This is a genomic window from Sinorhizobium sp. 7-81 (assembly GCF_030124405.1).
GTDB classification, from domain to species: Bacteria; Pseudomonadota; Alphaproteobacteria; order Rhizobiales; family Rhizobiaceae; genus Sinorhizobium; species Sinorhizobium psoraleae.
Genome location: NZ_JASKLT010000001.1, coordinates 768,702 through 782,177, shown reverse-complemented (window position 1 = coordinate 782,177; position 13,476 = coordinate 768,702). Strand labels below are relative to the sequence as shown.

Genomic DNA, 13,476 nt, shown 5'->3' with positions numbered 1-13,476 from the left:
CGCGCGCCGAATCCGGGAAAATGGGTCATGATCATCAAACAGCTTTCAGAAACACTCATCAACCAGATCGCCGCCGGTGAGGTCATCGAGCGACCCGCCAGCGCCGCAAAGGAGCTGATCGAGAATGCGCTCGACGCAGGCGCGACCAGAATCGAGATCGCAACTGCGGGCGGTGGCAAGACACTGCTCAGGGTGACCGACAACGGCAGCGGCATGTCGCCGGGCGATCTCGCTCTGGCGGTTCAGCGCCATTGCACTTCCAAGATCAGCGACAGCCTAACCGACATCCGGACTCTCGGCTTTCGCGGCGAGGCCCTGCCCTCGATCGGATCGGTCGCGCGACTGTCGATCACGACGCGGACGGCCGGCGCGAATGAGGGCGCGGCGATAACTATCGCCGGCGGCAGGACCGAAACCGTTCGCCCGTCACCTGCCAATGCGGGCACCGTCGTCGAGGTGCGCGACCTTTTCTTCGCAACCCCTGCCCGGCTCAAATTCATGAAATCGGAAAAGGCGGAGGCCGCCGCGATTTCCGAGGTCGTCCGCCGCATGGCGATCGCCTTCCCGAAGGTGCGGTTCGTGCTCTCGGGCTCCGACCGCACGACCCTGGAGTTCCCCGCCACTGGCGAAGACCGCTTGGCCCGGATGGCGCAGGTACTCGGCAAGGATTTCCGGGACAATGCAATAGAGATCGACGCCGAACGGGAGGACACCCGGCTTACGGGGTATGCCGGCGTGCCGACCTTCAACCGCGGCAACTCGCTTCAGCAGTACGTCTTCGTCAACGGCCGGCCGGTGCAGGACAAGCTCATCCTGTCCGCCATCCGCGCCGCCTATGCCGAAACCATCCCCCAAGGCCGTTACCCGGTTGCCGTCCTTTCGATCGTCCTCGATCCGGCGCTCGTCGATGTCAATGTACACCCGGCGAAGTCGGACGTCCGGTTTCGCGATCCGGGCCTGATCCGCGGGCTGCTCATCGGCGCGATCCGCGAGGCCTTGGGGCGCGACGGAGATCGCGCAGCCACGACCGGCGCGAGCGGAATGGTGCGCGCTTTCCGGCCGGAGATGCAGAGGCCATCGGCACCCTGGACGCCAGCGGCCTCGCCCTACCGCCCGGTGCATTTCGACCGAACGGAGAATGGCTTCGCCGAGGCTCCGCAGCAAACCTTTGCGGAATTCTCCCAACCATCGGCACGCTCCGCCGCTCCGACCGAAGAAACACGCCTTTCCGATGCATCTCCTTCGTCTTTTCCACTTGGTGCCGCGCGCGCGCAGCTCCATGAAAACTACATTGTCGCGCAGACGGACGATGGTCTCGTGATCGTCGACCAGCACGCCGCGCATGAGCGACTCGTCTTCGAGACCATGCGAACCGCGCTCCATTCCCGCCCGGTGCCCGCACAGACGCTGCTCATCCCCGAGATCGTCGATCTCCCCGAGGACGATTGCGATCGACTGATGACGCATGCCGATGAATTCGCCCGTCTCGGCCTCGCGATAGAGCGCTTTGGGCCGGGGGCGATCGCCGTGCGCGAAACGCCTGCCATGCTGGGCGAAGTGGATGCGGCGGGCCTGGTGCGGCAGCTCGCCGACGAGCTTGCGGAATGGGATACTGCAACGGGCCTTGCGGGGCGGCTCGAATATCTCGCGGCGACTATGGCGTGTCACGGTTCGGTCCGCTCCGGCCGCCGCATGCGGCCGGAGGAGATGAATGCGCTGCTTCGCCAGATGGAAGCGACCCCGGGCTCTGGCCAGTGCAATCACGGCCGGCCGACCTATATCGAGCTGAAGCTCTCGGATATTGAACGCCTCTTCGGTCGCAGCTGACGAGCGATCGACGGTCCGCAGTTGCACGCCGGGCGCACTGGTGTTTTTTCGGGCACTGGGATAGATCAGGGAAACGATCGAGTGAGAAGGCAGACGCAGGCAATGATGAACCGCTTTGAAGGAAGTTCCTCGCGCGAGGCGAAGATCCGCTATCTCGATGGCGACTTCCAGATCGTGCTTGCCGGATCGCACGTCGTCTGTGCCATGACGGGCAAGGCGATTCCCGTGGACGAGTTGCGCTACTGGAGCGTCGCCCGGCAGGAGCCCTATGTGGACGCCGCAGCCTCCCTCGAAGCGGAAAAACGTGCCGGCGCGCTCCCCAACCAGCGGCGCTGAAGAAGCCGGTTTCGCTATAGCCGCCCAGTCAGAGAGTAACTGCTTTCGCCTCCCGCAGCTTGCGCGATCGCGCGGCGGCAAGCGTCCGGTCGATGACTTTGCCGGGGATTGACGGGTCGTCGAAGCGCACGTCGATTTCGATCACCTTGCTCTTGGCTGCCAGTTCTCCCGCCCGGCCATGTCCGGGTTCGAGACGGACCATGTCCTTCGATGTGGTCACCAGCGTATAGCCCTGGCTCGCGGCGCGATCGAGCAGATCGGCAATTTCATCGTCGGAGAAGTGATGATGATCGGGAAAGCTCCGCGTCTCCTCGATGATCGCACCCGTCTCGCGCACGGTCCGGAAGAACTTCTCCGGATCGGCGATACCGGCCCAGGCAAGAACCTTGACGCCTGCAAGCTGCCCGTCGTCGATCCGGATGGTTTCCGCCGCATAGACGGGCTTGCCTGCCCGGGCCGCGCGGCGGACCAGAGGATCGGCCGCAGATCCGTTACCGATTTTCAGAAGCGCCGTTGCGTGCCGCAACTGGTCGCCGATGGGTGCGCGAACCGGTCCCGAGGGCACGAGGTGTCCATTGCCGATGCCTCGCCCGGAATCGACCACGAGCAAGGCGAAGTCGAATGCAAGCCGCGCGCTCTGAAAGCCGTCGTCCATGATGATGATGTCGGCGCCTTCGGCGGCGAGCTTGCGCGCGCCCTCGACACGGCGGCGACAAACGACGGTCAAGGCTTCACGGGCAAGCAGCAGCGGCTCGTCGCCGACGTCGCGGGCACGGTGGTGATGCGGGTCGACGATCGTCGTGACGTCCAGCGAGCCGCCATAGCCGCGGCTTAAGAAGCCCGGCTTCAACCCCTTCGCCTTGGCGGCTCGCGCAAGCGCGATGGCCGTCGGCGTCTTTCCAGCCCCGCCGACGGTGAAGTTGCCGACACAGATGAGCGGCACCGGCGCCGAGGCGCGGCGGGCGCGATCCATGCGCATGCCGGCGAGGCGGCCGTACACCCAGGAAAACGGCCAGAGCGCATAGGCGCGCCAATCAGCCTTGGTCCACCAGAACGGTGGCGCTTCGGAAACCATTCTGTCTAATCTGCCTCCACGACCTGCCCTGCCCCCAAACCGGCCAGGAAAGCGCACCCCCTGCAGCGCCGTGCGCCCGGAAGACGCGCAGGGGTCGCTGCAGCACTTGAATTGCTGCATGTTCCTATCCTCCAATCGGTTCCGATATAAGGGAACATGCAGTAGCTCCGCCGCAGCCGCGCTGGGCTGAACGACGCGACGGACAAAAAACGTCAGAACGGGAAAAAAGGCAAGCCGGAGGGTGCCAATAGCTAAAGCACCGCCTCCAGTTCGGTTATGTCGGTGAGGCAATGATCCGAGGCGGCGGCAAGGGACTGGCGCGAGCCTGTTCCGGTCAGGACGGCGACCGTCAGGCCGACACCGGCATTGCGACCCATGTACATGTCGTGATTGTTGTCGCCGACGACCGCCACCTGACACGGCTCGAGCCCAGTCGCCGTGCAGAAGCCGAGCACCATGCCCGGCTCCGGCTTGACGCCATGACCGCTGTCATAGCCGGCGACGTAATGCAGGTAGCCGTCGAAACCGAAGCGTCTGGCGGTTTCCCGGATGGATCGTTCATTGTCGCTCGAGGCGACGCCCAGACGATAGCCCTTCGCATGCAGGTCGGCAAAGAAGGCTCCGAGATCGGTCACCGGAACGGCATAGTCCGCGGACTGCGCAAAAAGGCCGTCGAAAAGCGTCGTCAATTGCTCGACGGTGAAGGGCGCACCGGCACAAACCATGCCTGTCGCGATTTCCACCGTGTTGCCGGCGGCAAGCAGGCTGTCCGGTGCAACATACCCGCTGTCCGGGTCCATTCCGCCAGCCTGAAGCAGCACTCTCGCCAGTTGCTCGTCGCCCTTTGCCGCGATGCGCGCCAGTTCGTAGTTCACGGGCACCCAGCTTTTCACGTAGTCGAGGAGCGTGCCGTCCTTGTCGAACAAAATGCCGGCGATTGTTTTCGAGGCCACCATGATCCGATCCGCAAATTGGCGCTTCAGCCTTCGATACGCGGCTCCAGCCGCGCCTTCACGACCAGCGGGTTGATATAGGGCTCGAGTCCCTTGACTGTCGCCGTCAGCGCGCCACGCATCTGTTGCACGCTTTCGAGACCGGCGTCGATCATCGAGCGACGCATGTCGTCGTTGCCGAGCAGATAGTTGACGCCTTTGGCCAGCATTTCGACATCGCGCACGATCTTGGCGCTGCCGTTCTTGGCAAGCATCTGGTAGGTCTCGCGAAAATTCTGGACGTTGCCGCCGGAAAGCACCGCGCAGCCGAGCATGGCCGGCTCCAGCGGGTTCTGTCCGCCTTCGGCGAACAGCGAACGTCCGACGAAGGCGACCTCGGTCAGCCGCAGATAAAGACCCATTTCGCCGATCGTGTCGCCAAGGAAAATGTCGACATCCGGTGTCAGTGGGTCGTTGCGCGTCCGCCGCGCGACCTTCAGGCCCTTGGCGACCAGCGCCGCCTCGATCGCGTCGCATCGCTCAGGATGACGCGGCACGATAATCGTCAAGAGACCCGTCCTGTCCTTCAATGCACCATGAACGGTCGCCGCGGCATTCTCCTCGCCCTCGAAGGTGGAGATCGCCGCCCAGCTCTTGCGGGTGCCGATCTGCTGGCGATACTCCTTGAGCGCCTTCGGATCATGCGGCGGTGCGTCGGTATCGACCTTGAGGTTGCCGGAGACCATGACCGGGAGGGCGCCGAGCGTGCGAAACCGGTCAGCATCCACGTCGGACTGCGCGATGACGAGCGCCAGGTTCTCGAAGAGTGCATCGGCAAGCGACGGCCGCTTTTTCCAACGTGCGAAGGTCCGGTCCGAAAGACGACCATTCACCAGAACCTGCGGAATGTGCCGCTTGCCGAGTTCGATGATGGTCATCGGCCAGATTTCCGATTCAGCGATGATCGCCAGATCCGGTTCCCAATAGTCGAGAAAGCGGCTCACCGCCGGTTTGAAATCGAGCGGCACATATTGGTGGACGACGGTAGAGCCCAGCCGTTCCGCGGCCACTCGGGCCGACGTTGTCGTGCCGGTCGTCAGTACCACCGCAATGCCGCGACGGCGGATTTCCTTGATCAGCGGAGTGACGGCTGCCGTTTCCCCGACGCTCGCGGCATGAAACCAGACAAGCGGCCCCTGTGGGCGCGGCGCACTCGCATAACCGTAGCGCTCGCGGCGGCGCGCCGGGTCCTCCTTGCCCTTCGCTGCGCGTATGGCGAGATAGGACCAGACCAGAGGATAGATTGCCGTCCCGATCCAGCGATAGCTGGAGAGCGCAAGCCGTGCACGAAGACCGCTCATGAAAACGCGCCCTCGCCCATGCGCAACTTCACGCTCGTGTTACTCACAGCCCGGGCGCAGGCACGCCGCATGCGTCCCAACGATACCGACATCAGTCATTTTCCGGATCGAGCAGACGATGCATATGGACAATGAAATAGCGCATATGGGCGTTGTCGACCGTCATCTGCGCCTTGGCCTTCCAGGCGGCAAGAGCGCTTTCGTAATCGGGAAAGATGCCGACGATGTCCAGCTTGTCCAGATCGCGGAACTGGACGTTCGTGAGCGTCGTCAGCTCACCGCCGAAGACGAGGTGCAAACGTTGTTTTTTCACGGAATCTTGAGCCATCGGGAGTCCATTTTTTTGAAGCGTGGCGTTGATTTGCGGCATTCGCCCCCAAAGGTCAATGGGGCTCCAGCAAGCGCGAGGCGGCCAGCAAAGCCGGGAGCGCCGGCCTCGAGGCTGCTCCAAGAAAGCCGTGCGTGACAATGGGGCGATTATAGGACAGGGGCACGCCGTCGAGCCCACAGAGTACGCCGCCTGCCCGCGCGAGAATGAGGTCGGCAGCGGCCAGATCCCAGTCATGCGAGTTCTTCTTGACGATGGTCCCGTCGATCCGTCCATCCGCGATCATCGCCAGCCGGTAGGCGAGCGACGGCACATGCGGCACGCGCACGACTTTTTTGCGATATGCCGGAGCCAACTTGCCGACCAGATCCTCGGCCATCGCGACCTTCAGCGTCCCTTGAGGCTCGAGCGCGCGCACAGCGATCGCGGCGCCGTTCTTTAGCGCCTCGCCGTCGCGGGTCGCCTGAAAAACCTCACCAAGCGCCGGCGCATAGAGCACGGCCGCAACGGGCTGCCCCCGATGAACGAGAGCGACGCTCACACACCAGAGATCGCGGCCGGAGATGAAGGCGCGCGTTCCGTCTATGGGATCGACCACGAAGACGCTTTCACGGGAGAGGCGGCTCTCGTCGTCATCCGTCTCCTCGGAAAGCCAACCATAATCGGGGCGTGCACCAAGCAGCCTTCCCTTGAGGATATCATTGGCGGCGAGAGCAGCCTCGCTCACCGGCGAACGACCCTCGTTCTTCCAGCGGACGTCAAAGGTCTTGCGAAAATATCCGAGCGCCGTGTCGCCTGCGGCGATCGCCGCGGCGAGGATCAGCTCAAGGTCCTCGCTCCAGACGGACGCGAGCGGTCGGGCTGTTTCTGACATTCAACTCCATACGCGCGAGACCGGCCCGCGCGCCTCAATAGTTAGAGGAACACGGCACTCGCGATCAGGTTCCGGCGAGCGTCATGCCTTCAATGGCAAGTGTCGGCGCGGCAATGCCGAATTTCCTGTCGATGTCGTCGGCAGGCGTCAAGGCCATGAACATCTGCTTGAGATTGGAAGCGATCGTTACCTCGGACACCGGAAATGTAATTTCGCCGTTCTCGATCCAGAAACCGGAAGCGCCGCGGCTATATTCTCCCGTCACCATATTCACGCCCTGGCCGATGAGCTCGGTGACGTAGAAACCCGTTCCGACGCTCTTTATCAGATCGTCGGGCGAAATCGCTCCGGGTTCGAGGGCGAGATTGGTCGACGCGGGATTGACTGTGGGGCCGCCGCGAACGCCGCGTCCATTGGTTTCAAGACCGAGTTCCTTGGCCGCCGAGGTCGACAGGAACCAATGCCGCAGCACACCGTCCTCTACCATCGATAGCTTCGAACCGCTGACCCCCTCGCCATCGAAGGGCCGCGAGGAGGCGCCGCGAACGATCACCGGGTCATCGGTGACCACGATCCCCGCCTTCATGATCTGCTTGCCCATCATGTCGCGCAGAAAGCTTGTCTTGCGCGCCACCGACGCGCCGTTGATCGCGCCCGCGAGATGACCGACGAAACCGCGCGCAATGCGCGGGTCGAAGACGACCGTGACATTCTTTGCAGTCGGCACCTGGCGCGGGTTGAGGCGCGCGACCGCCCGTTCGCCGGCGACGCGGCCAATGTCGTCGGCCGTGCGCAAATCATCGTAGTAGAGGCGACTGTCGAAATCGTAGTCACGCTCCATCTTCGTGCCCTCACCCGCGATCGCGCTGACGGAGCGGCCAAAGCGGGTCGCCATATAGGAGCCCGAGAAACCATGCGACGTGACCAGAACGAGCCCGCCCATGCCGGCAGAAGCACCGGCACCGCTTGAATTAGTGACGCCGGACACGGCAAGCGCTGCCTCCTCGGCGGCAAGCGCGGCCTCGGTCAATGCTTCGGTCGACACCGCGCTGGCATCGAAGAGATCGAGGTCCGGATAGGATTTCGCGAGTCGGTCGGAGTCCGCCAGGGACGCGTATGGGTCTTCGGGCGAAGCCTTGGCCATCGCTACCGCCCGCTCCGCAAGCAGCTTCAGATCGAAACCGGGATTGGCGGAGACGCTTGCGACACGTCGCCCGACGAACACCCGCAGCGAAAAGTCATCGCTTTCCGAGGCTTCCGTCGCTTCGACCTTGCCAAGCCGGACCGAAACGGAACGGGAGCGGCCGCGCACGACGACCGCGTCCGCGGCGTCTGCACCGGCCCGGCGTGCGAGTTCGACGAGCTCGGCGGCTTGCTTTTCCAACGCAGCGGAATTGATCATCTCAGACATGATTTGGCCTTTCATTCCTGTCCCATTTATTGTGCACTGGACCATGCATCAAGGGCATCATCTTGATTCCCGTCCCAGCATCCAAATGATATCCGGCAAAAGGCCCCGCGTGTGGGATCCCTGAAGCCGTCACAACGAGAACATCGAGCATGCAAACGACACCGTTTCTTTATACCCAGGCGCTGATGCTGCTCGGCGGCGCCGTGCTCGCGGCGCCGCTCTTCAAACGCCTGGGGCTCGGCACGATTCTCGGCTATCTCGCCGCTGGCATACTGATCGGTCCGGTCGCGCAGCGGATTACCGAGGGAGAGGAGATTCTGCACGTTTCGGAACTCGGAGTCGTGTTCCTGCTCTTCATCATCGGCCTGGAATTGAAGCCGTCGCGTCTGTGGCAGATGCGGCGCGACATTTTCGGGCTTGGCACGGCACAGGTTGTCCTGACCGGTCTCGTCCTGTCTTTGCTGATTTCCTTTGCCGGTCTTCTCGAATGGAGGGGGAGCGTTATCGCGGGCTTCGGCCTCGCGCTTTCCTCCACGGCCTTTGCGATGCAGATTCTCGACGAAGGCAACGACACCAACACCCGCTACGGCCAACGCGCCTTCTCCATCCTGTTGCTGCAGGACATGGCGATCGTTCCCTTGCTCGCCGTGATCCCGTTGATGGCGGCGCAGGCACCGGAAGATGCGACGACGCCGCTTCAGGATTTCGCGATAGCCGTTAGCGCCGTGGCAATCCTCTTCGCCGCGGGTCGGTACCTTCTCAACCCGCTCTTTCAGGTGATCGCCCGCACCGGTGCGCGCGATGTCATGATCGCGGCAGCGCTCCTCGTCGTCATGGGTGCGGCAACATTGATGCAACTCGCCGGTCTTTCCATGGCGATGGGCGCCTTTCTTGCCGGCGTGCTTTTGGCGGAGTCGTCCTATCGCCATGAACTTGAGGCCGACATCGAACCCTTTCGCGGCATCCTTCAGGCCTTGTTCTTCATGGCCGTCGGCCTCTCGCTGCAACTCAACGTCATAGTCGAGAACTATCTCCTGATCATAGTGGCGGTGCCGTTGCTGATGCTGGTGAAGAGCGCCGTGCTCTACTGGCTTTGCCGCATCACCGGCTCGCGCCACAATGACGCGCTCCGCATCGGCCTTCTTCTGCCACAAGGCGGCGAATTCGGCTTCGTGCTCTTCACCGCGGCGGCCGCGGCAGGTGTGTTTTCGCATGGAATCTCGTCCCTACTCGTCGCCATCGTGACGCTTTCGATGGCGCTGACGCCTGTCGCGGCAATGCTCTCGAAGCGGCTGATGCACGAACAGGACGAAATGGCCGACGAGATGGATGAGGATTTCGAGGGCGCCGGCGCCGACGTGCTGATGATCGGCTTCTCGCGTTTCGCCCAGATCGCGGCGCAGATCCTGCTCGCCGGAGGGCGCGACGTGACGATCATCGATCACTCCGCCGCGCGCGTGCGCCAGGCGGCGACCTTCGGCTTTCGCATCTATTTCGGCGACGGCACGCGGTTGGACGTGCTGCGGGCCGCCGGTATCGGGCGCGCGAAGCTCGTCGCGATCTGCACGCAAAAGAAGGAAACGACCGACAGGATCATCGGCCTCGTCCAGGCGGAATACCCGAACGCGCGCATCTTCGCCCGCTCCTACGACCGGCTGCACACGCTGGAACTGCGCGCCAGGGGTGTCGACTATGAGTTGCGCGAGACCTTCGAATCCGGCCTGCTCTTCGGTCGCAAGACGCTGGAAGCGCTGGGTGTGGGCAACGATGAAGCAATCTCCATCATGGACGATATCCGCCGCCGCGACGAAGCGCGGCTCGTTCTGCAGGAGGCCGAGGGCATTACCGCGGGCCGCGACATGCTGCACTCGAGGCCGGTCCGGCCGGAGCCGCTGGTCAAGCCGAAGCGCGAAGTGAACCACTCGGCCGACACCGAGGAGCGGATTCTGCCGACCCTTCCCGCGGAGGATCGGCAACGGCGGGACGAGACGCTGGCGGGGACGGACTGAGCAGCCTCAGCCGATATTCCTCCAGCTCTCGATCCGTTCGGAGAGTGCACGCTTGACCTGTTCCCTGGTGCCGGTCGTGGCCGCCAGTATCTCATGAGCACGGAAGAAATCGAGGACGCGGAACCGGCCGACATCGGGGCGCAGCAGAATGTCGGGTGCGCCCGCCTTCATTTTCATCGCGATGATGGATTGCATCATGAGCTGGCTCGCTCCGAACAGACTGTCGATGCGGCTCGGGATCGTCCTGCCGTCACCATCAGGTCCGCCGACTACATCGATGGCGAGTACGATGTCAGCCAAGCCACGCAGATGATCGAAAGGGATGGGATTGTAGATGCCGCCGTCGATCATGACGCGGCCATCGATCTTCACCGGCATGAAAACGGCCGGCAGGGCGCAGGAGGCCGCAAGTGCCTGGTGCAGATCGCCGCTTTCACAGACGTGTTCCGTCTGGCCGTAATAGTCCGTCGCCATGATTTTCAGCGGGATGAGCAGATCGGAAAAACGGTTAGGGAGCGCTTCGGGCAGGAAGGCTTTCAAGACTCGTTCGATGTTGAACTGGCCGAAACGGAAACCAGTCGACATCGCCTCGGACAGGCTGGCCGGCCTCAAGCGCCAGAGGCGGTTGAGCACTTCACCGCGGTGACCGACGGTCGAGAGGACGTGCTGGCGGATTTCCTCGCCGCTCATGCCGGCCGCCATTCCCGCGCCCATGAGCGCGCCGATTGACGAACCGGCAATCGCCACGGGCCGGATGCCCATCTCGTCGAGGGCCTCGATAATGTGAATGTGCGCCAGGCCGCGTGCGCCGCCGCCGCCCAGAGCCAGTGCGATCGTCGGTCGGCGGTCGGTCGCGGGTGGCATCGTCTCAGACAGGGCTTCCTGTTTCATCAAGGTCTCCGTTCATCCGCCGACCACTCGACCCGCCGCCCGTAGGCGAGCGAGTCAATCGCCACGGAAGCGGTAGAAGTGCATCCGCGTATCGCCAAAGGCGCGCACATCGAGCCGTTCGAATTGCTCGGGCGGCTGAGGCTGCACGTCAGCGCGTTCCTCCAGAATAGCCAAGGCCCCTGGGACGAGCCACCTGCCCGCCGCGGCCGCCGCAAGCGCGCGCTCACCGAGTCCCTTGGCATAGGGCGGATCTGCGAAAACCAGATGAAACGGCTCCATCGTCCCGACCGGCCCGAGGTCGGTCGCATCGCGACGAAAAATCTTTGCACGCCCCTGAAGGCCGAGCGTCTCGATATTGACCCGTAGCAGGCCTCTGCCCTCGACGCCCTGCTCGACGAAGAGCGCCTGTCGGCAGCCACGCGACAGGGCTTCGAGCCCGACAGCGCCGGTACCGGCAAAAAGATCGAGCATCCGGGTGCCGTCAAGCGCCTCCGGATAGGCGTGGCTCAGAATATTGAACAGGCTTTCGCGCGTCCGGTCAGTTGTCGGACGAATATCGTGGGACTTGGGCGTGGCCAGTGCGCGGCCGCGAAACTCTCCGCCGACGATGCGCACGCTCGGTCACTTTCCCTTGCCGCGGGGCTTGCCGCCGCCAGGGCGGCCGCCTGATTTGCCGCCACCCGGCTTACCGCCACCGGGCTTGCCGCCGCGGGGACCACTGGAGCGCTGACCGAAGGGCTTTCCGCCGGCCGGCTTGCCGCCTGCCGGCTTCCCACGAGACCGATCGCCAAAGGAGCGGTCTCCACCTTCACGGCCTTGGGGCCGATCTCCCTCGCTGCGATTTGTCCGTGGCTTTCCGGAAACTGCACGACTGTCGCCTCCAGCCCGCGCCGGACGCTCGCTGCTTTCCCGACGGGGCGGGCGATCGCCGTGGTCCCGTGATTTCCGTTCCGCAGCATCGAAGGATCGGCGCCGCTCGAAGCCGCCTTCGCGCGAATCGTCCTTGCGGCCGACCGGTTCGCTGGCGCTGATCCAGTCCCCATCTTCACCCCCGCGCCTGACGGACGGCCGCGGAGCACGCTCCGGGCGGGCAGCGCCCTTGGCTGCCCCACCTTTGCGGTCGGGGTCGAACTTTCCCGATGTCTTCGTCGCCAAGCCGTCCTTGGTGCGGCCATAGCGTTTTGTCTTCGGCGCGCCTTCCGGACGTTCGCGACGAGCCGGCTTCGCGGAAGCTTCCTCTTCCGCCGATTTCGGCTTCTTTTCGGCTACCGGTCGCGCGCCCGGCGCCATCCAGACATTGGCGGTGCGGCTGCGTTTCGCCGGTGCCCGGGCGGGACGGTCTGCGGACCTGCCGGCGGAACGCTCACCTCGGTCGCGGGAGCGGCCTTCATCGCGCCGCGTATCAAGGCGGGCAAGCGCACGCTCGCGCTTGTCCTCCGGCTTTTCTCGCCGTCCGGCGCGTTCCGCCTTGTCGGCATCCCCGGCGACCTCATCGTGATCATCCTTCTCGGCCGCGGGCTGGTCATTGTAGAGAGGCGCGTCGAAGTTCGCCTTCGCGTCCTCAATGAGGCGCGGACCGAGCTGGTCCCTGAGCGTGCGGCCGCGAATTTCCTGAACATGGCCTTCCGGCAGGTCGCCCAGTTGGAAGGGACCATAGGAAATGCGGATCAGTCGATTCACATCAAGGCCAAGCGCGCCGAGCACGTTCTTGATCTCTCGGTTCTTGCCTTCGCGCAGGCCCATGGTAATCCAGACGTTCGATCCCTGGACCCTGTCGAGCGTAGCCTCGATCGCCCCGTAGAGGACGCCATCAACGGCGATGCCCTCCTTCAACCGGTCGAGCGCTTCCTGGTCGATCTCGCCATGGGCGCGGACGCGGTATCGACGCAGCCAGCCGGTCGAGGGCAGTTCGAGCACGCGAGCGAGACCACCGTCGTTCGTCAGCAGCAGCAGGCCCTCGGTATTGATATCGAGGCGGCCGATCGAAAGCACGCGCGGCAATCCTTCCGGCAGTCTCTCGAAAACCGTCGGTCGGCCCTCCGGATCGGCATTGGTCGTCACCAGTCCGGCCGGCTTGTGATAAAGCCAGAGCCTCGTGCGTTCGATGCCGCGGATCGGATGACCGTCGACCTCTATGCTGTCGGCAAGCGTTGCGTTGACCACAGGCGTGTCGAGCACGACGCCGTTGAGCTTGACGCGCCCTTCCATGATCATCCGCTCGACGTCGCGGCGGGAGGCAACGCCGGCGCGCGAGAGGATTTTCGAGATGCGCTGCGGCTCATCCGCACCGGGCGGCGCGCTTGCAGCCGGCCGAGCCTTGGCGGACCCGCTGGCGCCGGCCTTCTTGTCACCGGAACGAGGCTTCTTTTCCCGGCCGTTGGTCTTGCCGCCGGGCCGCGTGAACTTGTCTTTGGATGTCATTTGTGTTGCCT

Annotated in this window: 12 protein-coding genes; 3 read left to right on the top strand and 9 right to left on the bottom strand. The window is 64.0% G+C overall.

Annotation, left to right across the window (positions count from 1 at the left end; translation table 11 throughout):
* The first annotated feature begins 27 nt into the window (after positions 1–27).
* Together mutL and QN224_RS03750 are read left to right on the top strand one after the other, a co-directional pair.
* Positions 28–1,827, top strand: a complete 1,800-nt coding sequence (mutL, locus tag QN224_RS03755; RefSeq protein WP_283975586.1) for a DNA mismatch repair endonuclease MutL — start codon at positions 28–30, stop codon at positions 1,825–1,827.
* A 102-nt stretch (positions 1,828–1,929) separates the two neighbouring features.
* Positions 1,930–2,163, top strand: coding sequence for a DUF2093 domain-containing protein (locus tag QN224_RS03750; RefSeq protein ID WP_136507310.1), 234 nt, complete (start codon positions 1,930–1,932; stop codon positions 2,161–2,163).
* A 28-nt stretch (positions 2,164–2,191) separates the two neighbouring features.
* Here QN224_RS03750 and lpxK read toward each other — a convergent pair whose 3' ends face one another.
* The 6 genes from lpxK to QN224_RS03720 all read right to left on the bottom strand — a co-directional run bounded on the left by lpxK (position 2,192) and on the right by QN224_RS03720 (position 8,144).
* Positions 2,192–3,238 carry a tetraacyldisaccharide 4'-kinase gene (gene lpxK, locus QN224_RS03745; protein WP_283975585.1) on the bottom strand — a complete coding sequence of 349 codons (1,047 nt, stop codon included), beginning with the start codon at positions 3,236–3,238 and terminating at the stop codon, positions 2,192–2,194.
* 251 nt (positions 3,239–3,489) lie between these two features.
* Positions 3,490–4,194, bottom strand: a complete 705-nt coding sequence (locus QN224_RS03740) for an HAD family hydrolase (RefSeq protein ID WP_283975584.1) — start codon at positions 4,192–4,194, stop codon at positions 3,490–3,492.
* 23 nt (positions 4,195–4,217) lie between these two features.
* Complete coding sequence (waaA, locus tag QN224_RS03735; protein WP_173510708.1) at positions 4,218–5,531, bottom strand: lipid IV(A) 3-deoxy-D-manno-octulosonic acid transferase; 1,314 nt, start codon at positions 5,529–5,531, stop codon at positions 4,218–4,220.
* Positions 5,532–5,622: 91 nt separating this feature from the next.
* A complete protein-coding gene (locus QN224_RS03730) occupies positions 5,623–5,859 on the bottom strand; it encodes a DUF4170 domain-containing protein (protein ID WP_269284330.1) in 237 nt (78 codons plus the stop codon).
* Between the two features lie 55 nt (positions 5,860–5,914).
* On the bottom strand, positions 5,915–6,733 hold the full coding sequence (locus tag QN224_RS03725; protein WP_283975583.1) for a 3'(2'),5'-bisphosphate nucleotidase CysQ: 819 nt from the start codon (positions 6,731–6,733) through the stop codon (positions 5,915–5,917).
* A 64-nt stretch (positions 6,734–6,797) separates the two neighbouring features.
* On the bottom strand, positions 6,798–8,144 hold the full coding sequence (locus tag QN224_RS03720) for a TldD/PmbA family protein (RefSeq protein ID WP_283975582.1): 1,347 nt from the start codon (positions 8,142–8,144) through the stop codon (positions 6,798–6,800).
* A gap of 149 nt (positions 8,145–8,293) precedes the next feature.
* Here QN224_RS03720 and QN224_RS03715 point away from each other — a divergent pair, with 149 nt between their 5' ends.
* Positions 8,294–10,153: a monovalent cation:proton antiporter-2 (CPA2) family protein gene (locus QN224_RS03715; protein WP_283975581.1), complete on the top strand. Its 1,860-nt coding sequence runs from the start codon at positions 8,294–8,296 to the stop codon at positions 10,151–10,153.
* A gap of 6 nt (positions 10,154–10,159) precedes the next feature.
* Here the strand turns inward: QN224_RS03715 and QN224_RS03710 are convergent, their stop codons facing one another.
* The 3 genes from QN224_RS03710 to QN224_RS03700 are packed head-to-tail and all read right to left on the bottom strand — an operon-like array spanning position 10,160 to position 13,465.
* Entirely contained in the window at positions 10,160–11,044 is an 885-nt protein-coding gene (locus QN224_RS03710) for a patatin-like phospholipase family protein (RefSeq protein ID WP_283975580.1), read from the bottom strand.
* 54 nt (positions 11,045–11,098) lie between these two features.
* Complete coding sequence (gene rsmD, locus QN224_RS03705; protein WP_283975579.1) at positions 11,099–11,659, bottom strand: 16S rRNA (guanine(966)-N(2))-methyltransferase RsmD; 561 nt, start codon at positions 11,657–11,659, stop codon at positions 11,099–11,101.
* Between the two features lie 6 nt (positions 11,660–11,665).
* The gene (locus tag QN224_RS03700; protein WP_283975578.1) at positions 11,666–13,465 is read right to left on the bottom strand and encodes a pseudouridine synthase; all 1,800 of its coding nucleotides are present in this window, start codon (positions 13,463–13,465) and stop codon (positions 11,666–11,668) included.
* Between the last annotated feature and the right edge of the window lie 11 nt (positions 13,466–13,476).